This is a genomic window from Agrobacterium tumefaciens (genome assembly GCA_025559845.1).
Taxonomy (GTDB): Bacteria; Pseudomonadota; Alphaproteobacteria; order Rhizobiales; family Rhizobiaceae; genus Agrobacterium.
In genome coordinates, this window is record CP048469.1 from 581,091 (window position 1) to 606,317 (window position 25,227).

The 25,227-nt window shown below is 57.5% G+C and carries 27 protein-coding genes and 1 pseudogene; 18 read left to right on the forward strand and 10 right to left on the reverse strand.

Features of this window, described 5'->3' with window-relative positions; genetic code table 11:
* The first annotated feature begins 97 nt into the window (after window positions 1-97).
* Window positions 98-1,606 (forward strand): MFS transporter, encoded by a 1,509-nt coding sequence (locus FY156_02785; protein UXS00491.1) that lies wholly within the window; start codon window positions 98-100, stop codon window positions 1,604-1,606.
* Here FY156_02785 and FY156_02790 read toward each other — a convergent pair.
* A complete protein-coding gene (locus tag FY156_02790; protein UXS00492.1) occupies window positions 1,575-2,381 on the reverse strand; it encodes a GGDEF domain-containing protein in 807 nt (268 codons plus the stop codon). The two genes, FY156_02785 and FY156_02790, sit on opposite strands and share 32 nt — an antisense overlap.
* 163 nt (window positions 2,382-2,544) lie before the next feature.
* On the opposite strand from FY156_02790, the gene FY156_02795 reads away from it, so the two are divergent.
* From FY156_02795 to FY156_02805, 3 genes are all read left to right on the forward strand, one after another.
* Window positions 2,545-3,555: a ligase-associated DNA damage response exonuclease gene (locus tag FY156_02795; GenBank protein ID UXS02997.1), complete on the forward strand. Its 1,011-nt coding sequence runs from the start codon at window positions 2,545-2,547 to the stop codon at window positions 3,553-3,555.
* A 3-nt stretch (window positions 3,556-3,558) separates the two neighbouring features.
* Complete coding sequence (locus tag FY156_02800; GenBank protein UXS00493.1) at window positions 3,559-5,184, forward strand: cisplatin damage response ATP-dependent DNA ligase; 1,626 nt, start codon at window positions 3,559-3,561, stop codon at window positions 5,182-5,184.
* A 133-nt stretch (window positions 5,185-5,317) separates the two neighbouring features.
* Window positions 5,318-6,283, forward strand: a complete 966-nt coding sequence (locus FY156_02805) for a S9 family peptidase (protein ID UXS00494.1) — start codon at window positions 5,318-5,320, stop codon at window positions 6,281-6,283.
* Here FY156_02805 and cadA read toward each other — a convergent pair.
* A complete protein-coding gene (cadA, locus tag FY156_02810; GenBank protein ID UXS00495.1) occupies window positions 6,280-8,619 on the reverse strand; it encodes a cadmium-translocating P-type ATPase in 2,340 nt (779 codons plus the stop codon). The genes FY156_02805 and cadA overlap by 4 nt on opposite strands.
* A gap of 165 nt (window positions 8,620-8,784) precedes the next feature.
* Between cadA and FY156_02815 the strand changes: the two genes are divergently transcribed.
* Together FY156_02815 and FY156_02820 are read left to right on the forward strand one after the other, a co-directional pair.
* On the forward strand, window positions 8,785-9,690 hold the full coding sequence (locus FY156_02815) for a L,D-transpeptidase (GenBank protein ID UXS00496.1): 906 nt from the start codon (window positions 8,785-8,787) through the stop codon (window positions 9,688-9,690).
* 172 nt (window positions 9,691-9,862) lie between these two features.
* On the forward strand, window positions 9,863-10,588 hold the full coding sequence (locus FY156_02820; GenBank protein ID UXS00497.1) for a L,D-transpeptidase: 726 nt from the start codon (window positions 9,863-9,865) through the stop codon (window positions 10,586-10,588).
* Window positions 10,589-10,650: 62 nt separating this feature from the next.
* Here the strand turns inward: FY156_02820 and FY156_02825 are convergent, their stop codons facing one another.
* Window positions 10,651-11,109, reverse strand: coding sequence for a MarR family transcriptional regulator (locus FY156_02825; GenBank protein UXS00498.1), 459 nt, complete (start codon window positions 11,107-11,109; stop codon window positions 10,651-10,653).
* Window positions 11,110-11,301: 192 nt separating this feature from the next.
* On the opposite strand from FY156_02825, the gene FY156_02830 reads away from it, so the two are divergent.
* From FY156_02830 to FY156_02840, 3 genes are all read left to right on the forward strand, one after another.
* Window positions 11,302-11,724 (forward strand): organic hydroperoxide resistance protein, encoded by a 423-nt coding sequence (locus FY156_02830; GenBank protein UXS00499.1) that lies wholly within the window; start codon window positions 11,302-11,304, stop codon window positions 11,722-11,724.
* A gap of 96 nt (window positions 11,725-11,820) precedes the next feature.
* Window positions 11,821-12,204: a DUF2384 domain-containing protein gene (locus FY156_02835; GenBank protein UXS00500.1), complete on the forward strand. Its 384-nt coding sequence runs from the start codon at window positions 11,821-11,823 to the stop codon at window positions 12,202-12,204.
* Window positions 12,164-12,931: an RES family NAD+ phosphorylase gene (locus FY156_02840; protein ID UXS00501.1), complete on the forward strand. Its 768-nt coding sequence runs from the start codon at window positions 12,164-12,166 to the stop codon at window positions 12,929-12,931. Before FY156_02835 ends, FY156_02840 begins: the two co-directional genes overlap by 41 nt.
* Before the next feature lie 2 nt (window positions 12,932-12,933).
* On the opposite strand, the gene FY156_02845 is transcribed toward FY156_02840, so the two are convergent.
* Window positions 12,934-13,356 (reverse strand): YciI family protein, encoded by a 423-nt coding sequence (locus FY156_02845; protein ID UXS00502.1) that lies wholly within the window; start codon window positions 13,354-13,356, stop codon window positions 12,934-12,936.
* Between the two features lie 84 nt (window positions 13,357-13,440).
* Window positions 13,441-13,887, reverse strand: a complete 447-nt coding sequence (locus tag FY156_02850) for a MarR family transcriptional regulator (protein ID UXS00503.1) — start codon at window positions 13,885-13,887, stop codon at window positions 13,441-13,443.
* A 150-nt stretch (window positions 13,888-14,037) separates the two neighbouring features.
* Here FY156_02850 and FY156_02855 point away from each other — a divergent pair, with 150 nt between their 5' ends.
* From FY156_02855 to FY156_02865, 3 genes are all read left to right on the forward strand, one after another.
* A complete protein-coding gene (locus FY156_02855) occupies window positions 14,038-14,769 on the forward strand; it encodes a DUF899 domain-containing protein (GenBank protein UXS00504.1) in 732 nt (243 codons plus the stop codon).
* Between the two features lie 22 nt (window positions 14,770-14,791).
* On the forward strand, window positions 14,792-15,286 hold the full coding sequence (locus FY156_02860; protein UXS00505.1) for a DUF1579 domain-containing protein: 495 nt from the start codon (window positions 14,792-14,794) through the stop codon (window positions 15,284-15,286).
* Window positions 15,287-15,386: 100 nt separating this feature from the next.
* A complete protein-coding gene (locus FY156_02865; GenBank protein ID UXS00506.1) occupies window positions 15,387-16,166 on the forward strand; it encodes a VOC family protein in 780 nt (259 codons plus the stop codon).
* A gap of 57 nt (window positions 16,167-16,223) precedes the next feature.
* Here FY156_02865 and FY156_02870 read toward each other — a convergent pair whose 3' ends face one another.
* Complete coding sequence (locus tag FY156_02870; protein ID UXS00507.1) at window positions 16,224-17,120, reverse strand: LysR family transcriptional regulator; 897 nt, start codon at window positions 17,118-17,120, stop codon at window positions 16,224-16,226.
* A 122-nt stretch (window positions 17,121-17,242) separates the two neighbouring features.
* Between FY156_02870 and FY156_02875 the strand changes: the two genes are divergently transcribed.
* Both FY156_02875 and FY156_02880 read left to right on the forward strand, forming a co-directional pair.
* Window positions 17,243-17,965 carry an SDR family oxidoreductase gene (locus FY156_02875; GenBank protein ID UXS00508.1) on the forward strand — a complete coding sequence of 241 codons (723 nt, stop codon included), beginning with the start codon at window positions 17,243-17,245 and terminating at the stop codon, window positions 17,963-17,965.
* A 112-nt stretch (window positions 17,966-18,077) separates the two neighbouring features.
* A pseudogene (locus FY156_02880) lies at window positions 18,078-18,308 on the forward strand (hypothetical protein).
* A gap of 44 nt (window positions 18,309-18,352) precedes the next feature.
* Here the strand turns inward: FY156_02880 and FY156_02885 are convergent.
* Both FY156_02885 and FY156_02890 read right to left on the reverse strand, forming a co-directional pair.
* On the reverse strand, window positions 18,353-19,216 hold the full coding sequence (locus FY156_02885; protein UXS00509.1) for an MBL fold metallo-hydrolase: 864 nt from the start codon (window positions 19,214-19,216) through the stop codon (window positions 18,353-18,355).
* A gap of 46 nt (window positions 19,217-19,262) precedes the next feature.
* Entirely contained in the window at window positions 19,263-20,843 is a 1,581-nt protein-coding gene (locus FY156_02890; GenBank protein ID UXS00510.1) for a DUF853 domain-containing protein, read from the reverse strand.
* Window positions 20,844-21,067: 224 nt separating this feature from the next.
* On the opposite strand from FY156_02890, the gene FY156_02895 reads away from it, so the two are divergent.
* Window positions 21,068-21,460, forward strand: a complete 393-nt coding sequence (locus FY156_02895; GenBank protein UXS00511.1) for a hypothetical protein — start codon at window positions 21,068-21,070, stop codon at window positions 21,458-21,460.
* 14 nt (window positions 21,461-21,474) lie between these two features.
* On the opposite strand, the gene FY156_02900 is transcribed toward FY156_02895, so the two are convergent.
* Window positions 21,475-21,906, reverse strand: a complete 432-nt coding sequence (locus FY156_02900) for a helix-turn-helix transcriptional regulator (GenBank protein ID UXS00512.1) — start codon at window positions 21,904-21,906, stop codon at window positions 21,475-21,477.
* 116 nt (window positions 21,907-22,022) lie between these two features.
* Here FY156_02900 and FY156_02905 point away from each other — a divergent pair, with 116 nt between their 5' ends.
* The 3 genes from FY156_02905 (at window position 22,023) to FY156_02915 (ending at window position 24,335) form a co-directional block, all read left to right on the forward strand.
* Window positions 22,023-22,781 (forward strand): SDR family NAD(P)-dependent oxidoreductase, encoded by a 759-nt coding sequence (locus FY156_02905; GenBank protein ID UXS00513.1) that lies wholly within the window; start codon window positions 22,023-22,025, stop codon window positions 22,779-22,781.
* A gap of 66 nt (window positions 22,782-22,847) precedes the next feature.
* On the forward strand, window positions 22,848-23,645 hold the full coding sequence (locus tag FY156_02910) for an AraC family transcriptional regulator (GenBank protein UXS00514.1): 798 nt from the start codon (window positions 22,848-22,850) through the stop codon (window positions 23,643-23,645).
* Between the two features lie 78 nt (window positions 23,646-23,723).
* On the forward strand, window positions 23,724-24,335 hold the full coding sequence (locus tag FY156_02915; protein ID UXS00515.1) for a LysE family translocator: 612 nt from the start codon (window positions 23,724-23,726) through the stop codon (window positions 24,333-24,335).
* Between the two features lie 13 nt (window positions 24,336-24,348).
* Here the strand turns inward: FY156_02915 and FY156_02920 are convergent, their stop codons facing one another.
* A complete protein-coding gene (locus tag FY156_02920; protein ID UXS00516.1) occupies window positions 24,349-25,176 on the reverse strand; it encodes an aldo/keto reductase in 828 nt (275 codons plus the stop codon).
* Window positions 25,177-25,227 lie beyond the last annotated feature (51 nt).

Below are 25,227 nucleotides of genomic sequence, written 5' to 3' on the forward strand. Positions count from 1 at the left end.
CATTTATAGCTAGTAGCACGGAAGTCAAAACCTTGCTATTGACATATATATGCTGATAGCACACAAATTGCCGCAGCAAAATCGTAGAGATATTTCCATGGACATGTCTACCGCCCCTGTGGCGCCGCTTGTGTCGGACCATCGACGCCGGCTCGTTGTTTTCCTGTTCCTGATGCTCGCCATGTTCATGGCGACACTCGATAACCAGATCGTCTCCACTGCCTTGCCGACCATCGTCGGTGAGTTTGGTGCGCTGGAGCGCTTCGCCTGGATCGGTTCGGCCTATCTTCTAGCGACAAGCGCGGTCATGCCGATCTACGGCAAGCTTGGTGATCTGTTCGGACGTAAATACGTGATGATCGCGGCCGTGGTGATATTCACCCTGGGATCGCTTGCCTGCGGTCTTGCATGGTCGATGAACTCGCTGATCGCCGCCCGTGTTCTGCAAGGTCTGGGCGGTGGCGGCATCATGGTGTCGATTTTCTCCGTCAATGCGGATCTTTTCGAACCACGCGAAAGAGCCCGATATCAGAGCTATTCTAGCCTGACGATCATGGCGTCCGGCAGCGTCGGACCGATCCTGGGTGGAACGATGAGCGATCTGTTCGGATGGCGTTCGATCTTCCTGATCAACCTGCCATTGGGTTTGATCGTCATTGCCGGCCTGGCTCTCATGCTGCCCTATCGGCGTCCGCAACGCCAACCGAAGATAGACTATCTCGGTGCAGTTCTGCTGGCCGCGACGATCGCAAGCGTCGTGTTCTGGGCAGATAGCAGTGAATTGTTTGGTTCACTCTTTGCAGGTCCGAGCCTCGGCATCGTCACCTTCGCCGTCATCGCCGCATTCCTGTGGGTGCAGGTGGAGCGCCGTGCACCTGAACCGGTGGTGCCGCTACGACTTTTCAAGGACTCTACATTTCCGTTGCTGATGATCGTGTCCCTAACGAGTGGCGGTATCGGCATCGGCATGGTGAACTATTACGCGCTGTTCCTGCAGACCACGACTGGCCTCTCTCCCTCTCATGCCGGATTGTTCTTCATCGCTGTTACAGGTGGCATTGTCGTGGGCGCCCTGTCTGCAGGCCGACTGATTTCGATCACCGGCGTCTACAAGCCGTTTTCTGTGGCGGGATTGACGCTCAATCTCATCGCCATGCTGTGCTTTTCGCAGGTTCACGCCGGAACACCGCTTTCGCTGATCGCCGTGTTGATGCTCGTGCAGGGATTTGCCGTCGGGCTCGGTCAGCAGGCGCCGATCATCGGTGTGCAGAATTCGGCGCCGAAGGCTGATATCGGGGCAGCCAGTGGTGCGGTTACGCTGACGCGTATGGGCGGTGCCGCGATCGCGATTTCGGTTTACGGCGCGATCATCACATCAAGCCTCAAGGGCGTGGCGGTAGACATCCCGGGCATTGGCAAGATCGAGGAATTGACACCCAAGATGTTGGCCGAACTGCCGGCTGCCTCGCAAAGTGCTGTTGCATCCCTTTATTCGCACGCCTTCACCCCGTTGTTCTTTGCTGCGGCCATAACGGCGGCAATCGGACTTGCCGCGGCGTTGATGTTAAAGCCCGTCAGGCTCCCGGCGCCAGATCAGCAGAAGTAATCTCGGCATTGGCCACGCCAACATCGATATTGCCACCAACCACGACGCGGTTTCGACCGCGTCGTTTTGCTTCGTAAAGCTGGTTGTCTGCCTCTTTGCACAACCGATCCATGTCACGGCTGCGGCTAAAGCTTGCAGTCCCGATGCTGATGCTGAGTGGTACGACAGCCCCGTCAGCAGTCATCATCTCAACGGCCGATACCTCATCGCAGATGCGCTGCGCAATGGCGAGAACCTTGTGGTTTTCATGCACTCCGTGGAGAAAGACAGCGAACTCTTCTCCGCCCAACCGGCCGAAGAAGTCCTCACCTCGGATGCATGCGTTGATCCGGTCAGCAATGGCTTTCAGCGCCTCGTCGCCGGTCAGGTGGCCGAACGTGTCGTTGATGGCCTTGAAATGGTCGGCGTCGATGAAAAGCACCGTCCCGGTTCTGCATCGGGCATTTTTCAAAGCCAGCATGAAATTTTCACGGTTGAGGGCGCCTGTCATCGCATCGCGGCTGGCCGTAAAGGCCAGTGCCTCATGCGCCTGCTTCAATTCTCCATGCATCGTTTCCAGTTTGCGGTGTGATTCAGCCAGCGCCAGACGCGTCTCCCGCAAACGTTCGTACTGATAAAATTGGAGGGCGCTTGCCGGCCAGGCGATGACCAGCGGGCAAACCGTTGCCATGATCAACCCGACACCATCCAGGCTGCCACCCGTTATCGGAACGATCGTGAAGCAGATGGCCAGGGACGCAGCTATCGACACCAGGGCGGCGGCGAACGAGCGCAAAAGAACTTTTTTCCAGATATCAGGCATGACGGTCGTGAAATACTATTTATGCCAATGAAAATAATTAAGCCACAGGCAGGGAAATTTACAAGCACCTTCCGCGTTTGCAGTTCGCAAGCTTTCGATTACTTTAGAAATTCACCTGCGGCCGTATCAAATGCCTATGAAGCCTGAACAGTTGCTGAACTCCACGCCGAAGGGACTGTATTGCCCGGTTGGAGATTTCTACATCGATCCCGTTCGGCCGGTGCCGCGGGCACTAGTCACGCATGGTCACTCCGATCATGCGCGTGCCGGTCATGGTGCGGTGTTGGCAACGCCTCAGACGCTGGACATCATGCGTATTCGTTACGGAGGTGAGTTTTGCGCGACTGAGCAGCCGGTCGGATTTGGTGAGACGGTCGATGTCAACGGCGTCACAGTCGGATTTCACCCGGCCGGCCATGTTCTCGGGTCGGCGCAGATTTCCGTCGAACATCGGGGCATGCGGATCGTTGCCTCCGGTGACTACAAACGCGGTGTTGACCCAACCTGTGCGTCTTTCGAGATGGTGCCTTGTGATGTTTTCATAACGGAGGCGACATTTGGTTTGCCGGTTTTCCACCATCCCGATCCTAAGGTTGAGATCGACAAGCTGTTGACCTCCATCCGGCAGTTTCCGGAACGCACCCATCTCGTCGGTGCCTATTCGCTCGGCAAGGCGCAACGCGTCATCCGGCTGTTGCGTGACTGTGGATACACGCAGCCGATCTATATTCATGGTGCGCTTGCCAGGCTCTGCGACTATTACGTGTCACAAGGGATTGAACTGGGTGATCTGCGACCCGCGACGCTTGAAAAAAGCGACCCAGCCGCTTTCAAAGGGGCGATTGTCGTCGGCCCGCCATCGGCCTTCCAGGAACGTTGGGCACGCCGGTTCAACGAACCGCTGATCGCCTTTGCCTCCGGCTGGATGATGGTGCGGCAACGAGCCAAGCAGGGTGGTGTTGAGCTGCCTCTGGTTATTTCCGATCATTGCGATTGGCCTGAACTGTTGGAGACGATCCGCGAAATCGCCCCGCAGGCCGTCTGGGTCACACACGGCCGCGAAGAGGCGTTGGTGCGCTGGTGTGAATTGCAGGGCATTGCCGCCAAGCCGCTGCATCTTGTCGGTTACGAAGACGAGGGGGATTGAGCGATGAAAGCCTTCGCCACACTTCTCGACCGGTTGGTGCTGACGCCCTCGCGCAATGGCAAGCTGAAGCTTCTGACCGATTATTTCCGCGATACGCCTGATCCCGACCGGGGATACGGCCTGGCGGCGATTGCCGGTACGCTTGATCTCAAAAGCGTCAAACCCGCCATGCTGCGCGAACTGGTGCTGGAACGCATGGACGAGGTTCTGTTCCGCTACTCCTACGATTACGTCGGTGATCTTGCCGAAACGATTTCTCTGGTGTGGGGCAACATTGGCGGCGCGGAAGATGGTGAGGCAGAAGACCCGAGTCTGGGCGATGTCGTCGCGTTGATGAACTCTCTCGGCCGCACGGAAGTGCGCTCTGCCGTGCGTGATCTGCTCGACCGTCTCGATACATCATCGCGTTTCGCATTTCTCAAACTGGCGACTGGCAGCCTGCGCATTGGCGTTTCGGCGCGTCTGGCGAGGCAGGCCTTGGCCGATTTCGCGGGAAGGGACATTACCGATATCGAAACGCTCTGGCATGGCATGACGCCTCCCTATACGGCGCTCTTTGCATGGCTGGAGGGCAGGGCGGGGCGTCCCGTGCTGGCCACGCCGGCGATCTTCCACTCGGTTATGTTGGCAACGCCGGTCGCTGATGGCGATCTGGAGGCCCTCGATCCTGCTGACTATGCCGCTGAATGGAAATGGGATGGCATTCGTGTCCAGCTTTCTCGTTCCGGCGAAACGCGAAAGCTCTATTCCCGGTCTGGCGATGATATTTCCGCCGCGTTTCCCGATGTTCTCGGTGCCCTCGAGTTTGAAGGAGTGATGGACGGCGAACTGCTGATTGGCGGGACGGCCCGCTCCAACGCCACCACCCGGACGTTTTCCGATCTGCAGCAGCGACTGAACCGAAAAACCGTGACGACGCGCATGCTGGAAGACTATCCAGCATTCATCCGTGCTTATGACCTGTTGTTCGATGGCGAGAAGGATATCCGCGCCGGCAGTTACATCGAGCGACGGAACCGGCTGGCGGACATCATCGGGCATGCCCCACATGACCGTTTTGATCTGTCGCCACTGGTTGCGTTTTCGACTTGGGACGAGCTCGATCGCATGCGCGCCACCCCGCCCGATCCGGTGATCGAAGGCGTGATGATAAAGCGACGGGACAGCACCTATCAGGCAGGACGCGCCAAAGGGCCGTGGTTCAAATGGAAACGCGACCCCTACAATGTCGATGCTGTGATGATGTATGCGCAGCGCGGCCATGGAAAACGCTCGAGCTACTATTCGGATTTCACCTTCGGTGTCTGGGCGGAAGGCGAGGACGGAGAACAGCTTGTTCCCGTTGGCAAGGCCTATTTTGGTTTTACCGATGCGGAACTGGAAGTGCTGGACAAGTTCGTGCGCGATAACACTGTCGAACGTTTCGGCCCCGTCCGAGCCGTACGGGCAACGCCTGATTTCGGTTTTGTGCTGGAAGTCGCCTTCGAAGGCATCAACCGCTCCACACGCCACAAGTCCGGCGTCGCGATGCGTTTTCCGCGCATTGCGAGATTGCGGGCAGACAAATTGCCGTCTGAAGCCGATCGTCTGTCGACGCTGGTTGCGATGATCGACGAGCGTGAGGCATAGTCTCAACGGCAGTCCAGAAATTGCCATGATGGCTGCGAATATACTGTTGTTGTCATTCGCGAATCCGTGATTGGACACCCATCCTTGGCAGTGTTGAACTGTATCTTCTGTTTCCATTCGCGCAGGTGTATCCATGGCAGACAAACGCTTCGTTTCCTTGCAACTTGGCCAGGAGGGGAGTGGGCTTGTTTCTGGGAGCCTGACACGCCGTCATCTTTTAGCGGGAGCCTTAGGTTTATCGAGTATTGCGCTCTTCGGTTCCGGTGCCCGGGCAGCAATCCCGGCACCAGAGGTCCTGCCTCTGGAGAGCCAAGATTATGCCGAGGCGCGACGCCGTTTTCACACCCGTCTGTTGCGTAAGATGTCCGCACCGGAAAAATCGTCACCACTTGGCACACCTCCTGGCGCTGAGCGTGTGACCTATCGCGGTGGCCCTGATGGTTCGATCGAGTTGGTCGCATGGTTGTCCCACTATCAACCCTCCAAGGCACTGAAACCCGCGGTTCTGTTTCTGCATGGTGGTAACGCCACGGGTGACGGGCATTGGGCGTTGATGAAACCCTATTGGGAAGCCGGTTTTGTTGTTCTTCTTCCGTCGTTTCGCGGTGAGAACGGCCAAAACGGCAATTACTCCGGTTTTTATGACGAGACGTCGGATGCCCTGGCGGCGGCCGACTATCTGGAAAACCTGCCCGGTATCGACAAGAGGCGTTTTTTCGTGGCGGGTCATTCGAATGGTGGAACGCTGACAATTCTCGCGGCGATGAGCCGCAAGTTCCGCGCCGCCGCGCCAATTTCTGCCGGTGTCAATTCCTGGCGTTATTTCAACCGTTACACGGACGAGATCTGTTTCGACGAGACGAACGAGATGGAGTTCATCATGCGTTCGTCCGTCTGTTTTGGCCCCAGCCTCAAATGTCCGGCGTTCCTGTTGCGTGGGACGGAGGAGAGGCCATTCGACGCCGATCACCAGCTTTTCGTCGAGCGCGCCTGGTCGTCGGGCTTCAAGGTGGACAAGAAACTGCTGCCCGGAACCCACAATGGCGTCGTCCCGGGCGCGGTAGAAGAAAGCATTCGCTTCTTCAACCAGTTTAGCTAGACGCTTTTACCCTTGAAGTAACCCAGCAGCCGCATCGCGTTGGCGGTGACCAGAACCGTGGCACCCGTGTCTGCGAATACGGCGAGCCACAGGCCGGAAAGTCCGGCAATCGTCGTCACCAGGAAAACGGCCTTGAGCCCGAGCGCGATCGTCACGTTCTGACGAATATTGCGCATGGTCGCGCGTGACAATCCGATCAGGCGGGCTGCGTCGCCGACATTGTTGCGCATCAGCGCCGCATCGGCGGCCTCCATGGCGACATCGGTTCCGGAGCCGATGGCAACGCCGACGCTGGCTGCGGCAAGGGCGGGGGCGTCATTGATGCCGTCACCAACCATCACGACGGTTTTTGTCTCGGCCAGTTTGCGGATTTCCTCGACCTTGTTCTGCGGCAGCAGCTCACCGCGTGCTTCCAGTCCCAGCCTGTCGCCGATGGCTTTGGCTGTGCGGGCATTGTCACCGGAGAGCATGAGCGAGGAAATGCCCATGTCGGTCAGCGCCCTGACGCCGTCCGCTGCATCCTGTCTTGGCTCGTCGCGCATGGCGATCAGGCCTCGCGCCGTGCCGCCTGCCATCACCACGGCAACGGTCTTGCCTTCTGTTTCGAGGGTGCTGATCCGTTCTACCAGTTCGGAGGGCACAGTTCCAACCTCGGTTGCGAAGCGGGGCGCGCCAATGAAGAACGTCTTGCCACCGATAATGCCTTCCATGCCGCGTCCTGCGATTGCCTTGATATCCATGCCAGGCAGCGGTGCGATGCCTTTTTGCGTGGCGTGATCGACAATTGCTTTTGCCAGGGGATGACTGGATTCGTGCTCAATGGTTGCCGCTTCCGCAACCAGTCCATTGTCGTTGCCGTCAAGCGCCATCACGTCCGTTACAACGGGTTCGCCGCGCGTCAGCGTACCCGTTTTGTCGAAAGCGATGGTCTGGGTGCGGGCAAGCATTTCAATCACCGCGCCACCCTTGACCAGCATGCCGTGCCGCGCGGCCGCCGAAAGACTCGAGGCGATGGCAGCGGGAACGGAAATGACCAGAGCGCAGGGGCAGCCGATCAGCAGCAGCGCAAGGCCGCGATAGATCCAGGTTTCCCAATCACCGATGCCGGTGAGCGGCGGCACGATGGCCGTCAGCGCCGCGATAGCAACGACGAGCGGCATGTAATAACGCGAGAAGGTTGCAATGAAGCGCTCGGTCGGTGCACGCGCATCCTGGGCCTCTTCCACCAGTGCGATGATGCGCGCGATGGTATTGTCCTGCGAGGTGCGATCGACCTTGATGCGCAGCGATCCGTCGTGGTTGATCGAACCCGCAAAAACCCGCGAGCCTTGCTCCTTAGAGACCGGAACGCTTTCGCCTGTCATGGGCGACTCGTCCACGCTCGAAGCGCCCTCAAGCACTTCGCCATCGGCGGCGATGCGATCACCGGGCCGGGCGACGACTACCTGGCCGATCTGCAACTCGCTGGCCGAGATCTGCCGCAGCGAGCCGTTTTCCTCGATTAACGCCGTTTTCGGAAGCAGTGAACCAAGTGCCTTGATGCCGGAGCGCGCCCGAGCGGCGGCAAAGCCTTCCAGCAATTCGCCGATAGAGAACAGCAGGACGACGATGGCGGCTTCTTCCGCTTCACCGATAATGATCGCGCCAATCGCAGCGATCGTCATCAACATTTCAATCGTGAAGATTGCCCCGAACCGGGCTGCATTGATGGCGTTACGGGCGATGGGAAGAAGCGTCACCAGCGTCGCAATAATGAAGGCGTAGCCGCCCCAGGCCGGGAACGCGAGTTCCGCTACATAGGCGACGGCGACAAGAATGGCGCCTGTCAGCGTATTGCGGGCTTTTGCACTCTGCCACCATGGGCCTTTTTCTTCGGCGCCATGTGCGTGGCCCAAGGCTCCGACCGCGTCTGCCTTTTCGCGGTGATCGTGGCCATGAGAAGAATGGTCGTGCGCCGCGTGATCGCGTTCTGCATGAGCCTCATGCCCATGGGGATCATGCGCATGGTCATGGCCGCCGCAGCATCCAGCATGGCTATGTTCAGAGTGTTCATCAGCCTTGTCGACGGGCGTTGCCGTATCACGCGGTAGAAGGGTCGGTGTGTAGCCAAGCTTTCGGATCGTATCTTCGATCTTGTTGATGGAGGTCTTTTCTTGCTGCAGCGAAAGTTTCACGCGTTCTCTCGCGACCGATACATTGATGTCGGCAACGCCTGGCAGTCGCGTCAGCGCCGTCTCGATCTTTGCCGCGCAGCTCGCGCAATCCATCCCGCCAACCGTGAAGGTCAGTTGCCCTTCGTCGTTGCGGTCCTGTGTTCCGGGTGTCGAGACACTCATCTTTCCTGCTCCTGAATTCCAGTTGCAGTCAATCTGGCACCTCTAGCAACTAGAGGTTCAAGGGTAAAAATGAAGTTTTTCCTTTTTTATTGATGCCCGACACCAGCTTCGCGCCAGCGACACATTGCATCATCGCAGCAACGATAGTTCTGTGAAGCGGTCCCCATGGCATCTCTTATCTCGAAAACCTGCCGTCGTACGGTCTCAGTGGCTGGCCTTATGTTGCTGCCGCTTCTCAGTGGTTGCCTGTTCGTGACCGATACGACCCGGATGGACCCGGATGTCTTCGTCCGGGAAACGGCGCCGGTCTTTGGCTTCAATTCGGTCGGTTCGAACCGCAAGCCGGAACTGCCGCCACAGCCGGGTCAGCTTTCGACGCGGCCGCCGGATCTCTTCAGGACGCGCTTCCATCAGGAATATGGCCCGCCAGTGCAGGGGCAGGGCTTGAACTATGTACCGCCCGCGCGTGGGCAGGCACCTGTTGCGGATCAGACCGTGACCTACGGTCTTCCCGTCTCGAACCCGTTGCATAGGGTCATCTACAACTCGATTCGTGATGACGACAGGACATTGCCGGCTATTCCATACAGTCGCATCGATCCAAGATATCTTCGCCAGGAAGTGACGTATCAGACGGCCGAAGTGCCCGGGACGATCATTGTCGATACGAAGCAGCATTACCTTTATCTCGTCCAGTCCGGTGGCAAGGCCATCCGCTATGGTGTTGGCCTTGGTCGTGACGGTTACGCCTGGTCGGGCCGTGGAAAAATCCAGTGGAAAGCAAAATGGCCGCGCTGGACGCCGCCGGATGACATGGTCAAGCGCCAGCCCGAACTTGCATCGATCTCTGCCGCCAATGGCGGCATGACGCCGGGCTTGAACAATCCACTCGGCGCGCGGGCGCTGTACATCTTCAAGGACGGCAAGGACACACTCTACCGTGTGCACGGAACGCCGGACTGGCAATCGGTTGGCAAGGCTACGTCTTCGGGATGTGTGCGTATGCTCAATCAGGACGTGATCGATCTTTATGAGCGTGTGCCGCAGGGCGCGCAGATTGTGGTTATCTGACCACGTTCACGAAGAAAGCGCGCGGGCTTTGAAGCGCAAACAGGCTTGTGACTCGCTTTTAGCGGTCCATTAACTATTTTCGCAATACCTCTGATCACGCGGAACAAACAACGTACATGTTGTGGCGCAATGCGGCGATCAAGCCGTTCGAAATGTGGGACAAACCGGCCTTATGACAAGCACCGACACAGATCTTTCCAGACGTACCTTCCTTTCCCTTCTCGGTATTTCCTCTGCCTCGCTTCTCGCAGGCTGTGCTTCTTCAGGCACCGGTGATGCCATCCGTCAGCAGGCGAACGCCATCGGAAGCGATTTCCGCCAGATGTTCTCGCCGGGCGTCAGCGCTGCGGAATTGGCCGTTATGTACGGTTCGATTGAAGATGGCGGCTACGTTATTCCTGCCGTACCTTACGAGAAAATCGACAAGCGGTATTACCGTCAGCGCGTGGTCGACCCAACCGGCGAGCGTCCCGGTACCGTTGTCGTCGACACGCGTTCGCGCTTCCTCTATCTGGTAGAGCCGGGCGGCAGCGCCATGCGTTACGGCGTTGGCATCGGCCGCGACGGCTTCGCGTGGTCGGGTGAAGGCGTTATCCAGTGGCGTCAGAAGTGGCCAAAATGGACCCCGCCGGACGAAATGGTCGCGCGCCAGCCGGAACTGGTCAAATACTCGTCCAAGAATGGCGGCATGCCGCCGGGCCTGAAAAACCCTCTCGGCGCCCGTGCGCTCTATATCTTCCAGAACGGCAAGGACACGCTTTACCGTCTGCACGGTTCGCCGGAATGGAATTCCATTGGCAAGGCTGTCTCTTCCGGTTGCGTGCGCCTGATGAACCAGGACATCATCGACCTTTATGACCGCGTGCCGAACAAGGCCCGGGTTGTCGTTTGGCAGTAAAGAGCCGAAACGGACCAAAATAAAAGGCGGCCTTTGAGCCGCCTTTCTTGTCTCGATCGTAATCAGGATTTCTGCAGATTGTCGCGCAACGCATTGACGCTGTCGCGGATCTGAACCAGTTCATCCAGTCCGCAGCCGGTGGCATTGCCGATCGCGGCCATGACCTTGGCACCTTCCTTCTTGAGGTCGGCGCCTTTGGGTGTCAGGGCGATCATCACCTGTCGTTCATCAACCGTACCGCGCTTGCGGGTAATGTGCCCTGCCTGTTCCAGGCGTTTGAGCAGCGGCGACAGCGTTCCTGAATCGAGGCCGAGCATTTCACCCAGCGCCTTGACCGTTGCTGTCTCCTTTTCCCACAATGCCATCATCACGAGATATTGCGGATAGGTGAGGCCGAGCGGTTCGAGCAGTGGCTTGTACGCCCGCGTAAAGGCGTGGGCGGCGCCGTAAAGCGCAAAGCATATTTGCTGGTCCAGCCTCAACAGGCTTTCCAACCGGGTGTTGTCGCCATCCGCGCTCATTGTCTTGCTCCAAAAATTGCCGGAGAGGGAACAATTTGCCCCACCTTCCGGTTCCTGCCGCATGGGAGCGCGGCGAATTTTCACGAAAATTATCGCAAAAAAGAATTCGATATTCAATGCGCAAAATTGTATTGCGCGCAATCAAATTGTGAGCTATATGAAATTCAACATCAACCGAACGGAGTAAATGTCATGCCCATTCTCTACACGACCAAAGCATCTGCTACCGGTGGCCGCGCCGGCAACGCCAAGTCCGAGGACGGTGTTCTCGACGTCACCTTGACCGTTCCAAGGGAACTGGGCGGTGATGGCGCTCGCGGCACCAATCCTGAACAGCTCTTTGCGGCTGGTTACTCTGCCTGCTTTCTCGGCGCACTGAAGTTCGTCGCGGGCAAGGAAAAGGTAAAGATCCCGGAAGACACCACTGTGACGGCGACGGTCGGTATTGGCCCGCGCGAAGATGGCGGCGGTTTCGGCATTGAAGTGTCGCTGAAGGTCAATATCCCAGGTGTCGAGCGTGAAGTCGCTGAAAAGCTGGCTGCTGCAGCTCACATCGTTTGCCCGTACAGCCACGCCATGCGCACTTCCACGGAAGTGCCAGTTTCTGTGGCCTGATAACAAACAATCAAGCTCAAGGGCCGGGATCACTCCCGGCCTTCTTGTTTTTGGAAAGATAATTGCTATATTCTTTCTGTGGAAAGGATGTGCGAGATGAATGTTCGTGTTCAAAATACACCTGAGCCTGCAGCACAGGGCAGGGTGGTGACCAAAGCTGTCATGGCTGCTGCCGACCGGCTAGGACTGAACGCAGCACGCACGGCCGACATACTCGGCCTTTCCGCCCCCACGATTTCTCGCATGAAGCGTCTCGATTTTTTGTTGGAGCCGGGCAGCAAGCCGTTTGAACTTGCTGTCTTGCTGATCCGCGTCTTCCGGTCGCTGGACGCGATTGCTGGAGGTGACGAAGCGGTCGCAAAGAACTGGCTGCGTAATCACAACACGGCGCTCGGTGCCGCGCCTGCCGATATGCTCGCCACAATAACCGGATTGATAGATGTCCTTTCCTACCTGGACGCCCGCCGCGCTCCTGTCTGAAAAACGCAGACTTTCTGGAAAATTCTGGCGTCTGGTGGAAGCGCAACACCAGGTGTCCACCATGAAACTCGTTGACAAGGTGGATGAGCAGTCTTTGCTGGAAGACATACTGGAGACAAGCAAGCGTTCGTTTCCATCGGAATGCGCTGGTCTGGATTATCTTCTCGCGACGCCGTTTCGGTATGGGGCTGCTTATCCCTATGGGTCACGCTTCAGGAGGGCGGGGTTCACCGAAGGTGTCTATTATGCCGCGGAACGCGTGGAGACGGCGCTGGCTGAGATGGCTTTCTATCGGCTGCTGTTCTATGCGGAGTCGCCCGGTACGCCGCTTCCGGCAAATCCTGCCGAATATACCGCTTTCGCGGCGGTCATAGCGACGGAATCAGCATTGGATCTGACCAAGCCGGAGCTTTCCCGAGATGCGGCTTTCTGGACGAGCCTCACAAACTACGAGCCGTGCCAGGCACTTGCCGATGCTGCGCGTCAGGCAAACGTTGACGCGATCCTATACCAGTCGGTGCGCGACCCCGAAGCCGGGCTGAACATTGCCTTGCTGACGGCACGTGGGTTTGCGGAGAAGGTACCGGTGGAGCGTGGAAGTTGGCGCATAAGGCTTTCGAAAGCCGGGGTGCAGGCGCTGTCTGAGTTTCCGATGCGGAGAATTGGTTTCTCCGCATCGGATTTTGCTGCCGATGCACGCCTTGCGGCGCTTTTGGGTAAGGCTTGATATCAGTTCTGGGAAAGACGTTCGCGCAGCTTTTCTTCTTGCTCGATTATCTCAGGTGTTAGTCCTGCGCCGAAATCCTCCATTTGCAAAAATGGGCGGATTTCAATTTCGCTGCGTTCCGGCATCGGGTTCGGACAACGCTTCACCCAGGACACGGCTTCTTCCAGATCCTTCACCTCCCAGATCCAGAAGCCCGCAACGATTTCATTGGTATGGGGGAAGGGGCCGTCGACAACGGTGCGGGTGTCGCCGTCGAAGACAACGCGTTTGCATTTCGCGGTGGGCTTCAGTCCTTCACCAGCAACCATGATGCCGGCATTGACGAGTTCCTCGTTGAATTTGCCCATGGCTTCCATGAGTTCGGTCGATGGCATTACGCCATCCTCGCTGCTTTTTGTTGCTTTCACGAAAACGATCACGCGCATTATCATTCTCCTCCGGTTTGAATCTGCGATTACGTTGTTGATGAAACGCTCTGGGGCCGAGCGGGTTTCCTGGGTTCTTTCTGTTCAGCCAAGGTCGATGAGATCGCGGCGCAGGCGGTCTGGATCGCCACTACCGATTTTCGATTCAATTTCGCCATGTGTTTTTTCCCAGATCGGGAGAGCCTCCGAAAGGACAGCCATTCCCTCTGTCGTCAGACGCAGTCGTTTGCCGCGTTTGTCCTTCGGGTCCTGTTCAATGCTGACCAATCCGCGCCGTTCGAGCGGTTTCAGGGCAGCCGTCAGTGTGGTGCGGTCCATCGCCAGAAGATTGGCTACCGGTCCCATGGGGGGCGGTTCGGGACGGTTGAGGGACATCAGTAGAGAGAATTGCCCGTTGGTGATGCCTGCCGGCTTCAGCGCGTTGTCGAATAGCCGGGCGAGCGCTCGCGCCGCACGTTGCGCATGCAGGCAAAGGCATGCGTCGCGCACAAAAAGGGTTGCCGAAAAAGGAATCAGGGCTGCGTTTGACATGCTGTAAATATGTTGATATCAACGTAATTAGTCAAGCGGAACTTGCGGCCGCGTTTGCGGTTATTGCGAGGAGCGTGTGACGACGCAGAGCGTGAAGGCAGGTAGAACCCTGCCTGTTGCGCTGAAGGACAGATCCAAGGAGGAAAGATCATGTCTCATCCCGTCGTATCGAAAGAGGAATGGCTGGCGGCGCGCCGCGATCTGCTGGTGAAAGAGAAGGAACTGACGCGGGCACGTGACCGGCTGAACGAAGCCCGCCGCGCCTTGCCATGGGAGCCGGTTGCGGAAGACTACGTTTTCGACGCGCCCTCAGGTCCGAAGTCGCTCAGTGAGCTCTTCGGAAAATGCAGTCAGCTTATCGTTTATCACTTCATGCTGGCACCTGACTGGGAAGAGGGGTGCACGGGGTGTTCGTTCCTTGCCGATCATATCGACGGCGCCGTCATTCACCTGAAACATGCCGATGCCAACTTCGTCGCCGTATCGCGCGCCCCGCTCGAGAAGATCGAGGTGTACAAGAAACGCATGGGCTGGAAATTCCCGTGGGTTTCCTCAAATGGCAACGAATTCAACTTCGATTACCGGGTTTCGTTTCGGGATGAGGACATCGCATCCGGCACCATCACCTACAATTACAGGGACATGCCCGCGGAGGAAGGCCTGAATGAAATGCCCGGTTTCAGCGTTTTCGTGAAGGGCGAGGATGGCAAGATCTATCACAGCTATTCCACCTACGCGCGCGGCGCGGAAGAGACGTTGGGCACGATGATGATGCTCGATCTCGTTCCGAAAGGCCGCAATGAGGAGGAGATTATGGATTGGGTGCGCAGGCATGACCAGTACGAGGACCAGCCGAAGGCTGCGGCCGCTTGCTGCCACTGAAAAAAAGGGAGGAGGACCCCTCATGGAAATGGAAAGTGCCAAGCCGCAGAAAGAACATGAGTTTCTTAATCGCATCGTTGGCGATTGGGTAATGGTTTCAAGCACTGGTCACGACGACTATGACGCAGAAGATCCCGAGCAGGTTTTTACTGAAAAGGTCCGCTCTATCGGTGGCCTGTGGGTGGTTGGTGAAGGCTCCGGGAAAATGCCTGACGGTACGCCGATGAAAGCCGTGATTACGGTTGGCTACGATCCGGTCAAAGGCAATTTCGTCGGCACCTGGATCGGTTCGATGATGTCCAATCTCTGGGTCTATAATGGCTGGCTGGAGGCGGATGGAAAGACGTTGACGCTCGAATCCGAGGGGCCGGCTTTCGACGGTTCAAATCGCACCGACACCTACCGCGATGTCCTGACATTGCATGATGACAACCACCGCAGCTTTTCCGGCAGTGTCAAAAAGCCGGACGGCAGTTTCGAGATCTTCATGACCTCGGAATTTCGCCGAAAGACCTGAAGCAATCCAAAGCGAATGCTGCACGAGACACCTTGAACCGTAGGGCAGGGCGCGCTGCGGTTCCTCACCCGCAAGCCTGTCCAATATCCGGAGAAAACCGATGTCTGATACGCATGGAAAGTTCATATGGGTGGAACTGATGACACCCGATACCGATGCGGCTGGCCGTTTCTACAGCCATGTCGTTGGCTGGCAGCTCAAGGATTTCGGCTCGCCGGATATGGCCTACACCATCTTCGAAGCCAACGGTAAAGGCATGGGCGGGATGATGGAACTGACCGACGCCTTCAAATCGCAAGGTATTCCTCCGAACTGGACGGCCTATGTCGCGGTAGACGATGTCGATGCATCTGCGAGACAGTTTGCGGAAAAGGGCGGATCGGTCATGCGCCAGCCGGAAGACATTCCTGAGATCGGCCGTTTTGCCGTGGTTGTCGATCCCTTCGGCGCCGTGCTCTGCATCATGACGCCGTTGCCGATGGATACCGGTGAGTTTCCGGCGGATACCCAGAGCCTTCAAGGGCATGTTGGCTGGTACGAACTGTTTACAGACAATGTCGACGAGGCAATGGCCTTTTACGGTGCGGTTTTCGGCTGGACCAAGGACCATGATTTCGACATGGGCGAAATGGGACCATACCGCATCTTCGCGCACAACGGCAAAGCAGTCGGTGGTATAATGAAGCGGATGCCGCAAATTCCCGTGTGCCATTGGGGTTACTATTTCAATGTCGACGGCATCGATGACGCGATAACCCGTGTCAGCACCGGTGGCGGCAAGGTCGTCAACGGTCCGATGGAAGTTCCCGGCGAAAGCTGGATCGTCAACTGCCAGGACCCGCAGGGCGCCTTCTTCTCGCTCGTGTCACAGAAGAAATAATCTCCCGCCGTTTATGTCTCTTCCCGGTCTTTCCCCGGGAAGAGATCGGCACGCCGGTCATCGACCTCTCGGAAGCCGGACATGGTCTATGAAGGCGCGCAGCTTGGGGGCAAGATTGCGTCGGCTCGGATAATAGAGATAGAATCCCGCAAACGTCGGCGAGAACTCTTCCAGCATGGCAACGAGTTGGCCATTCGCGAGATAGGGCGCAAATGTCTCTTCCATTCCAAATGTGATTCCAGCGCCTGCACAGGCGAGTTTGGTCATCAACTGCATGTCATTGGTGGTAAATTCCGGCTCGACCGCGACGGCGAATTCGCGACCGTTTTCCGCAAACTCCCAGCGATAGGGCGCAATGCCAGGACGGGGCCGCCAGCCAATACACTTGTGACGTATCAGGTCACGCGGATGGCTGGGCAGAGCAAACCGTGCCGCATAATCTGGCGAGCAGACCGCAAGTTGGCGCTGTTCAGATGACACCGGCACGGCAATCATGTCCAGCTCGATCAGTTCGCCGAGGCGCACGCCGGCATCGTAATGCTCGGCGACGATATCAAATTCCTCGTCGGTTACGGTGATATCCAGTTGCACCTGTGGGTGTGCTTCGGCAAACCCCGCAAGCAACGGGCCGGACAGAAAGCGTTCGGCAATCGAGGAAACGGCGAGCCGCAATTGTCCCCGCGCGGTTTGGCTGAGCAATGAAGCTGCCTGGGCTGCCTGGACGAGATTGGCAATGGAGGGAGAGACTTCTGCATATAGCTGTTGTCCTGCCTCCGTCAGACTCACGCTCCGCGTGGTTCGTTGCACCAGCGCAATCCCCATCGTTTCCTCGAGCTTGCGAATGGTCTGGCTAATGGCAGATCGGGTCACGCCCAGGCGGTCAGCGGCAGCGCGGAAATTCCGTTCATCCGCCACCATGCAGAAAATCGAAATCGCATTGAGATCAATGTTCATTGGTTAGAAAATCTACCCATTAAGTTAAGGATTGAGACGGTTATCACGACAATGCCAACGAATTATCTTCCTTGCAACGGTGCTGCGAAACGGGTGGCGCCGCAACACGAAGGAGATCAATCATGGCATTGAACAAAGTCGTTCTCATCACCGGCGCATCCAGCGGCATCGGCGTGGGTATTGCCCGTGAACTCGCGAGTGCTGGTGCAAAACTCGTGCTGGGCGCCCGACGTATGGACCGTCTTGAAGCACTGGCCCAGGAGCTTCGCCAGGTGGGTGCGGAGGTGATTGCGCATCCGCTGAACGTCACGGACAGACAAAGCGTTGCCGAGTTCGCCGACGTTGGCCGAAAGGCCTTTGGGCAGGTCGACGTCATTGTCAACAATGCGGGTGTCATGCCTCTTTCGCTCATGTCTTCCCTCAAGGTCGATGAGTGGGACCGCATGATCGATGTCAACATCAAGGGGGTTCTCTACGGCGTTGCCGCCGTACTGCCTGATATGACCAGCCGCAAGTCCGGGCAGATCATCAATATTGCCTCGATCGGCGCTCTGGCAGTGTCGCCGACCGCTGCAGTGTATTGCGCGACGAAATATGCCGTTCGCGCCATTTCCGATGGATTGCGCCAGGAGAACAAGGACATTCGCGTCACCTGCATTCACCCCGGCGTCGTCGAGAGTGAGCTGGCCGACAGCATCACCGATCCGGCAGCGGCTGATTTGATGAAGACCTACCGGGCAATTGCCTTGAAGCCAGACGCGATCGGTCGCGCCGTTCGATATGCGATCGAGCAGCCGGACGATGTGGATGTGAACGAGATCGTCGTTCGCCCGACAGCAGCATGAGGACGGCGCCATGAAATCGAGGCTTCCATCCATGCTTGGCACAGCGATGTTTCTTGCGGTCTCATCTGCGACGGCGAGCCCGGAGACCGGACAGGGACGATCGCAAGTGCCCCACCCCTATATCGGCATGTGGGTGACAGGCGACGGTCACATCAGGCAGGAGCTGTTGCCGAACGGTCGATATGACGAAGCTCGTGGACAACGGCAAAGTGCCTATCAGGGTCGCTACGAGGTCTCCGGCAACCGCATCTTCTACTGGGATGACACCGGCTTCACCGCCGACGGCGAGTTCATCGACGACGTGCTGCATCACGGCGGCATGATTTTCTATCGCGAGAAATGATGCGATCAACCACACCGCCTGCGTAAAGCAGGTGGTGTGGTTGTTTATATCGAAATGACCAGGCCATCCCGGCCGACATGCAAAGGCCCATCAAAGACAGACGACACGGCACGTTGCCAATGCTCCTCTTGGAAATCCGGATCGTCAGACGGAATAAGATGGTGAAGCGCGAGAGCTTTCACATTGGCATCGCGTGCCAACCGTGCGGCATCCGCCGCAGTCGTATGTGATCTGAGCAGGTGCTTCAGTAGCCGGTCATCGCCATTGCCGACACGTGCGACTAAGGCTTCGATACCTTCTCGCAGCATCGCCTCATGAATGAGGAGGTCAGCGTTTCTGGCAAAATTGGCGAGGGCAGGCAGGTAAGCGGTATCACCGGAAAACACGACGCCTCGACCTCTAGCCTCGAACGCAAGTGCGTAACTTTCTTTCAGCGGTGGATGCTCATTCAACATCGCACGGACCTGCAAGGTTCCGTTGTCGAAGAACGGCCCCTCATGAATGGCCTTTACGACCACGAGGTCGCGCAGGTCGGGACGTCCTTCATCCTCGATGCGCAGGTCGATATCATCCCGCATCGACTCGAAAAAATGTATGCAGTAACGGTTCAGACCTTCTGGGCCGTAGATGGTCACAGGTGTTTTGAGACCGGCAGTCCAGGCTGTGTGCAACAGCGGACCGAGTTCCAGATAATGATCGGAATGAAGGTGGGTTATGAAGATCAGCGAAATGTCCTTGAGGGACATGCCCTGATCGACCAGTCCGCGTGTGACGCCGAGGCCGCAATCGACGATTACCGTCTGGTTGGCAAGCGACAGCAGGCTGGATGTAGGGTTGGTCGAACCCGGCCGGATGGCCGGCCCGCCCTTGGTACCCAGAAGCGCGACGTAATCACCGTTTGGCGTCATGAAATCTCCGGAAGTTCAGGCGGCTATCGTGCCGCCTTCCGTTTTCTTAGCGTTTCAGGCTGCCCAGAATACCGCGAACAAGCGCGCGGCCAACGGAGGTTGCCACGGATCGAGCAGCACTTTTCATCGCCGCTTCGATCACCGTTTCACGCTGGTAGCCGCTCGTCTTGCGGGCTGCACCGCCATTGCGGGCGCCCGTTGTGGAGGCCTGTGTCGGCTCTTCGTCGCCAAACCCAGGCAGACGCCAGCGCCCTGCCGCGCTGTCGGACTGGCTTGCCGAATTTTCCTCTTCAGCGCGCTTGGCAGCTTCGGACTCGGCCGTCTTGCGGGCGCGTTCCGTAAGGATTTCGAAGGCGGATTCGCGATCGACATCCTGATCATAGAGGCCTGCGACCGGGCTTGTGGCAAGCATCGCCTTGCGTTCGGCATCCGTCAGCGGGCCAACCCGACCAGATGGCGGACGCACCAGTGTGCGCTCAACAATCGATGGTGCGCCCTTGTCGTGCAGCGTAGAAATCAGCGCTTCACCGGTGCCGAGCGTGGTGATCGTGTCGGCCGTGTTGAAGGCGGGGTTCTGGCGGAATGTGTCGGCGGCGGTTCGAACCGCTTTCTGTTCGCGCGGTGTATAGGCGCGCAAAGCGTGCTGAACGCGGTTGCCAAGCTGGGCGAGGACCGTTTCCGGTACGTCGAGCGGGTTCTGGGTGACGAAATAGACACCGACACCCTTGGAGCGGATAAGGCGCACCACCTGTTCCACGCGCTCGACTAGAACTTTTGGCGCATCGTTGAACAGCAGATGGGCCTCGTCGAAGAAGAACACCAGTCGCGGCTTTTCCGGGTCGCCCACTTCCGGCAGTTCTTCGAACAGTTCAGACAGCATCCACAACAGGAACGTCGCGTAGAGGCGTGGGTTCATCATCAGCCTGTCGGCTGCCAGCACCGAAATCGTGCCGCGACCATCGGTCGAGGTGCGCATGATGTCCGAAATTTTCAGAGCCGGCTCGCCGAAGAAGTGCACGGCGCCCTGTTGCTCGAGTACAAGCAGGCCGCGCTGCAGGGAGCCGACCGATGATTTGGAAATCAGGCCGAACTGGTTTGAAAGTTCGGATGCATTCTCACCCATGTAGTTCAGCAGCGATTGCAGATCCTTGAGGTCAAGCAGCGGCAAACCGCCCTGATCGGCAATCTTGAAGGCAATGTTCAAAACGCCTTCCTGTGCTTCCGAGGCATCCATAAGCCGCGCCAGAAGCAGCGGCCCCATTTCGGCGATGGTGGCGCGGACCCGATGGCCCTTTTCACCGTAGAGATCCCAGAAGATCACCGGCGACTTGCCATAGGCAAAATCTGTGAAGCCGATCTGCTCGGCGCGCTTCGCGACCCAGTCTTTCTGTTCACCTTCAGCGGCGATACCGGAAAGGTCGCCCTTGATGTCGGCGCAGAAGACCGGAACGCCTGCTTTGGAAAAGCCCTCGGCAAGAACCTGCAGCGATACGGTCTTGCCCGTACCCGTTGCGCCGGTAATCAAACCGTGGCGGTTGCCGAATTTCAGCTCCAGATATTCGCCCTTGTTCAGGCTGTCGTCCGGATTGCGGCTGGTCCCGATATAGAGCTGTCCGTCCTGCAACATTGACTGGTTTCTCCCGACGCGAATTGTAACCTGTTCATAGTTTGGTTGCGATGATCTTATAAGGACAGTTCGAAGGCGCAACAACTGCTTGATGGCGATGGATAAAAACCGCCTCTAAAGTTGTTCCGAAGCCTGACGCGGACTTGAACCAGTGTGTGTATTGTTTTACGTTGACGTTAACGTCATTATTCGATGTTGACGTCGTTTTTCAACAGGAGGCAAGAATGAACGAAGTCGTGAGCCAGATCGCTGACAAGGTGGGAATCAGCCCGGAACTGGCCGAAAAATCGCTTGGTATGATGCTTGGTTTTCTCCAGCGCGAAGCCGAGGACGGCCCGGTTGCACGCATGATCGAAGCGATCCCTGGTGCCAGCGAACTCGTTGCGCAGTTCAACGGCGAAGGTTCCGGCGGCGGCGGTCTTCTCGGTGGCCTGATGAGCGCCATTGGTGGCGGCGGCATCATGGGTCTCGGCCAGCAACTGATGAGCCAGGGCCTCGGCATGGGCGAAATTTCTGCTCTCGCCAAGGAAACCATTTCTGTCGCTCGCCAGTACGCAGGCGATGAGGTTGTCGATCAGGTGGTTGCCTCCGTTCCGGGCCTCAGCCAGTTCGTCTGATCTGATCCGGCACGCTATTCCGCTATCGGGCGCGGTGGATGTTCTTTGAACATCTGCCGTGCCTTTTCTATTTCGGCATGATGGGTTTCCGCCCAGATCCACACGCCGCAAAATGCACTGCCAAGCGTCCTGCCGAGATGCGTGAGGCTATAATCGACATGCGGCGGAATGACCGGATGCACGGTGCGCTGCACCAGCCCGTCACACTCCATCTGCCGTAGAGTTTTGGTCAGCATCTTCTGGCTGATATTGCCGACCAGTCTGCCAATCTGGGTAAAGCGAAGCGTGCCGTTTTCTTCCAGCGCTTCCAGGATCAGCATGGTCCACTTGTCGGCCACCTTGGAAATGATGTCCTGAACAAGCGCTTCGATCACCGGATCGGTGTGATCCGGTGGCGGATGCTGTCGTCTGTTTTCGATGTCCGGATCGGCCAGATGCCTTTTCACGTCGACACTCTCCTTTTGGTAAGTATAAATCTTTTGGGTGCCTACTTTCGAATGGAGAGTATCATAGCTAGTTTTTCTTCATCCAACAAGGAAAGCCACGAAGGAAGGATTTTCCCATGAAGACGACAGGCAACACCATTCTCATCACGGGCGGCGGTTCAGGTATCGGTCGCGCGCTTGCCGAAGCTTTTCATAATCTGGGCAACACGGTCATCATCTCCGGCAGACGCAAGGCGGTGCTGGACGAGGTGACTGCCGCGAACCCCGGTATGGCGTCGATGGTGATGGACGCGACAGACGCCGAGGGTATCAACGCTTTTGCGAGTGCGCTGGTGAAGGAGCATCCATCCCTTAACGCGGTCATTAACAACGCCGGCATCATGAAACCCGAAGACATCACTACGGCGCCGGATTATCTCGCCATTGCCGAGGAGACGATTGCCACCAACCTGCTGGCGCCGATCCGGCTGACGGCGGCGCTGCTGCCGCATTTTCTCAAACAGCCGAGTGCGACTGTACTTACCGTCTCCTCAGGATTGGCCTTCGTGCCGATGGTGTTGACGCCGACCTACAGCGCCACCAAATCGGCCATCCATGCCTACTCTGTAACGCTGCGGGAGCAGTTGAAAGACACTGCGGTTGAGGTGATCGAGATTGTTCCGCCCTATGTCCAGACGACATTGATGGGCGAGGGCCAGGCAAGCGATGAACGGGCCATGCCGCTCGAGGCATTCATCTCCGAGGTCATGGATATCCTGACAAACCGTTCGGATGAAAAGGAAGTGGTGGTGGAGCGCTGCAAGCCACTGCGTTTTGCCGCTCAGAATGGCAATTTCGATCAGGTCTTCTCGATGATCAATGGCATGCACCCCTGACGGCAAATGGATGTCATTGCGAGCCTGTCCATGATAGGCTCGCCATCCTTTCCGGGAGTGTGGTTCATGGGCAGCCGGCAATTCGTTATGCCGAAAACATCGATGCCAGGCGTTGCTGCCGTGATTGCGGACAGCGACCGTTCTTTCCCCCGGCACATGCATGACCAGTTCGGTATCGGTCTGGTGGAGCGCGGCGCGCAGAAGTCCCAGAGCGGTCGCGGTCAGGTCGAAGCTCAGGCGGGCAACCTCATTACCGTCAATCCCGGCGAAGTTCACGATGGTATTCCCTTGGGGCAGGGCGGTCGCGCCTGGACGATGCTCTATCTCGATCCTGAAGTCGTTCACGCGGCGGTTTCCGACATTGAGGAAAAGCAGAACGGCGGTTTTGAATTCGTCCATCCCGTTGATGTGCGTCCTCTCGCAAATCGTTTCCGCTTACTTTTCGCGGCGATGACAGCACGCGACGATGCGATGCGATGCGAAGAAACCCTGCTCACATTGATGAGCGCAGTCTTCGAGAAACCACGGCCGTTGTCTGTCAGAGCGGCACCCGAGGCAATGAACAGGGCGCGAGAGATGATCGACGACAGCCCGGAGAGGCAGTTTCTTCTTGCCGACCTGGCTGGTGAGGCTGGTATGAGCCGTTTTCGTTTTCTGCGGTCTTTTGCGCATGTGACGGGCCTGACTCCGCATAACTATCTGCTACAACGTCGCGTTCAGGCTGCGCGACGACTGTTGGCGCAGGGAATGGCGCCGGCTGAGGCCGCGTTGACTTCAGGTTTTTCCGACCAGAGTCATCTGAACAGGGTTTTCGTGCGCTACTTCGGCGTCACGCCATCCGCCTATCGTGCCGCTCTTTCCTAAGTTCATATCTGCAATTTCGTCCAAGACGGCGCAAAGCCGCATCGTCATTCTTGGCTTTCACTTCAAAAGGATAGCCTCATGACGTTCGAATTCCTGCTCACCTCTCTCATTGTCGTGGCTTCACCCGGAACCGGCGTGGTCTACACGCTCGCTGCCGGACTTTCTCAGGGTGCAAGGGCAAGTATTGTTGCGGCACTTGGCTGCACGCTCGGCATCCTGCCGCATCTGCTGGCGGCGGTTACAGGCCTTGCCGCAATCCTGCATGCCAGCGCGACCGCATTCAGCGTCATCAAGTATCTCGGCGTCGCCTATCTTCTCTACATGGCGTGGAACACATTGAGGGAAAATGGCGCGCTGCGTGTGGACGACCAGCGGCAGAGCAGAAGTGTCACCAATATTGTGGGTGAAGCGGTGCTCATCAATCTTCTGAACCCGAAACTGTCTATCTTCTTTTTCGCGTTTCTGCCGCAGTTCATCGCGGCCGAGACAGTAAAACCGACGTGGCAGATGACCGTCCTTGGTCTGGTTTTCATGGCCATGACCTTTGTGGTTTTCGCACTCTACGGCTGTTTTGCCGCTTCCGTTAGACAGCAGGTCGTTTCACGCCCTGCTGTGCTTACCTGGCTACGGCGCAGTTTCGCCGCAGCCTTTGTTGCACTCGGCGCCAAGCTTGCCTTGACGCAGAGATAGCGCAAAACGGGTCTCAGTTATCCCATTCCGGCGCCAGATGGCCGGGGCTGACAATGCGGCCGTCCGGTTTCGCCAATGCGTGGATTTCCTGCATCTCCTCTGGCGTCAAAGCAAAATCGAAGATGTCGAAATTCTCTTTGAGACGGCTTTCAGTGGCCGTCTTGGAAAGCGCGATGACATCTGATTGCTGCACAGCCCAACGCAAAGCGACCTGTGCGGCGGTTTTGCCGTGGTGCGCGCCAATATCCTTCAGCACTGGATCGTTCGGCACAGCGCCGTTTGCCATCAGATAATAGGCGGTGATGGAGAGACCGTTTTTGCGGGCAGCGGCAATCACCTTCGTCTGGTCGAGGTAGGGGTGGTATTCGACCTGGTTGGTGGCGAGCGGCGTATCCGAGAGTTTTACGGCCTCTTCCGTCAGGGCCACGTTGAAGTTCGAAATGCCGATGTTGCGGGCTTTTCCGGCCTTGCGAACTTCGTTGAGCGCGCCGATACGCTCAGCCAGCGGCACGTCGCTCTTCGGCCAGTGCAGCAGCAGAAGATCGACATGATCGGTTTTCAGTTTTTGCAGGCTTTCATCGACCGAAGCCAGGAAATCGGCGTGGCGATAGCGGTCGACCCACACCTTGGTCGTGACGAAAAGATCAGCGCGCGGAACACCTGAAGAGGCCAGGACCTCACCAACGGCCGCTTCATTCTGATAGATCTGCGCCGTGTCGACATGGCGGAAACCAAGTTTCAGCGCTTCCGGCAGGACGCGTCTCACATCGTCTTCCGGCATACGGAACGTGCCGAAACCGAGTGCTGGGATATTCGCGCCGTTCGCGTTTACAACGTACATCTGTCGTCTCCATCGTCTTTAGGTTTGTCTAAACGGGATTGTCTGGCGGGG

Coding starts and splice junctions, on each gene's coding strand:
- FY156_02805 (UXS00494.1), top strand. CDS start 5,318: ATGGCAGACAAACGCTTCGTTTCCTTGCAACTTGGCCAGGAGGGGAGT.
- FY156_02870 (UXS00507.1), bottom strand. CDS start 17,120: ATGAACATTGATCTCAATGCGATTTCGATTTTCTGCATGGTGGCGGAT.
- FY156_02800 (UXS00493.1), top strand. CDS start 3,559: ATGAAAGCCTTCGCCACACTTCTCGACCGGTTGGTGCTGACGCCCTCG.
- FY156_02835 (UXS00500.1), top strand. CDS start 11,821: ATGAATGTTCGTGTTCAAAATACACCTGAGCCTGCAGCACAGGGCAGG.
- FY156_02845 (UXS00502.1), bottom strand. CDS start 13,356: ATGCGCGTGATCGTTTTCGTGAAAGCAACAAAAAGCAGCGAGGATGGC.
- FY156_02795 (UXS02997.1), top strand. CDS start 2,545: ATGAAGCCTGAACAGTTGCTGAACTCCACGCCGAAGGGACTGTATTGC.
- FY156_02850 (UXS00503.1), bottom strand. CDS start 13,887: ATGTCAAACGCAGCCCTGATTCCTTTTTCGGCAACCCTTTTTGTGCGC.
- FY156_02860 (UXS00505.1), top strand. CDS start 14,792: ATGGAAATGGAAAGTGCCAAGCCGCAGAAAGAACATGAGTTTCTTAAT.
- cadA (UXS00495.1), bottom strand. CDS start 8,619: ATGAGTGTCTCGACACCCGGAACACAGGACCGCAACGACGAAGGGCAA.
- FY156_02915 (UXS00515.1), top strand. CDS start 23,724: ATGACGTTCGAATTCCTGCTCACCTCTCTCATTGTCGTGGCTTCACCC.
- FY156_02905 (UXS00513.1), top strand. CDS start 22,023: ATGAAGACGACAGGCAACACCATTCTCATCACGGGCGGCGGTTCAGGT.
- FY156_02865 (UXS00506.1), top strand. CDS start 15,387: ATGTCTGATACGCATGGAAAGTTCATATGGGTGGAACTGATGACACCC.
- FY156_02830 (UXS00499.1), top strand. CDS start 11,302: ATGCCCATTCTCTACACGACCAAAGCATCTGCTACCGGTGGCCGCGCC.
- FY156_02855 (UXS00504.1), top strand. CDS start 14,038: ATGTCTCATCCCGTCGTATCGAAAGAGGAATGGCTGGCGGCGCGCCGC.
- FY156_02895 (UXS00511.1), top strand. CDS start 21,068: ATGAACGAAGTCGTGAGCCAGATCGCTGACAAGGTGGGAATCAGCCCG.
- FY156_02920 (UXS00516.1), bottom strand. CDS start 25,176: ATGTACGTTGTAAACGCGAACGGCGCGAATATCCCAGCACTCGGTTTC.
- FY156_02910 (UXS00514.1), top strand. CDS start 22,848: ATGGGCAGCCGGCAATTCGTTATGCCGAAAACATCGATGCCAGGCGTT.
- FY156_02840 (UXS00501.1), top strand. CDS start 12,164: ATGTCCTTTCCTACCTGGACGCCCGCCGCGCTCCTGTCTGAAAAACGC.
- FY156_02785 (UXS00491.1), top strand. CDS start 98: ATGGACATGTCTACCGCCCCTGTGGCGCCGCTTGTGTCGGACCATCGA.
- FY156_02875 (UXS00508.1), top strand. CDS start 17,243: ATGGCATTGAACAAAGTCGTTCTCATCACCGGCGCATCCAGCGGCATC.
- FY156_02885 (UXS00509.1), bottom strand. CDS start 19,216: ATGACGCCAAACGGTGATTACGTCGCGCTTCTGGGTACCAAGGGCGGG.
- FY156_02820 (UXS00497.1), top strand. CDS start 9,863: ATGACAAGCACCGACACAGATCTTTCCAGACGTACCTTCCTTTCCCTT.
- FY156_02890 (UXS00510.1), bottom strand. CDS start 20,843: ATGTTGCAGGACGGACAGCTCTATATCGGGACCAGCCGCAATCCGGAC.
- FY156_02815 (UXS00496.1), top strand. CDS start 8,785: ATGGCATCTCTTATCTCGAAAACCTGCCGTCGTACGGTCTCAGTGGCT.
- FY156_02825 (UXS00498.1), bottom strand. CDS start 11,109: ATGAGCGCGGATGGCGACAACACCCGGTTGGAAAGCCTGTTGAGGCTG.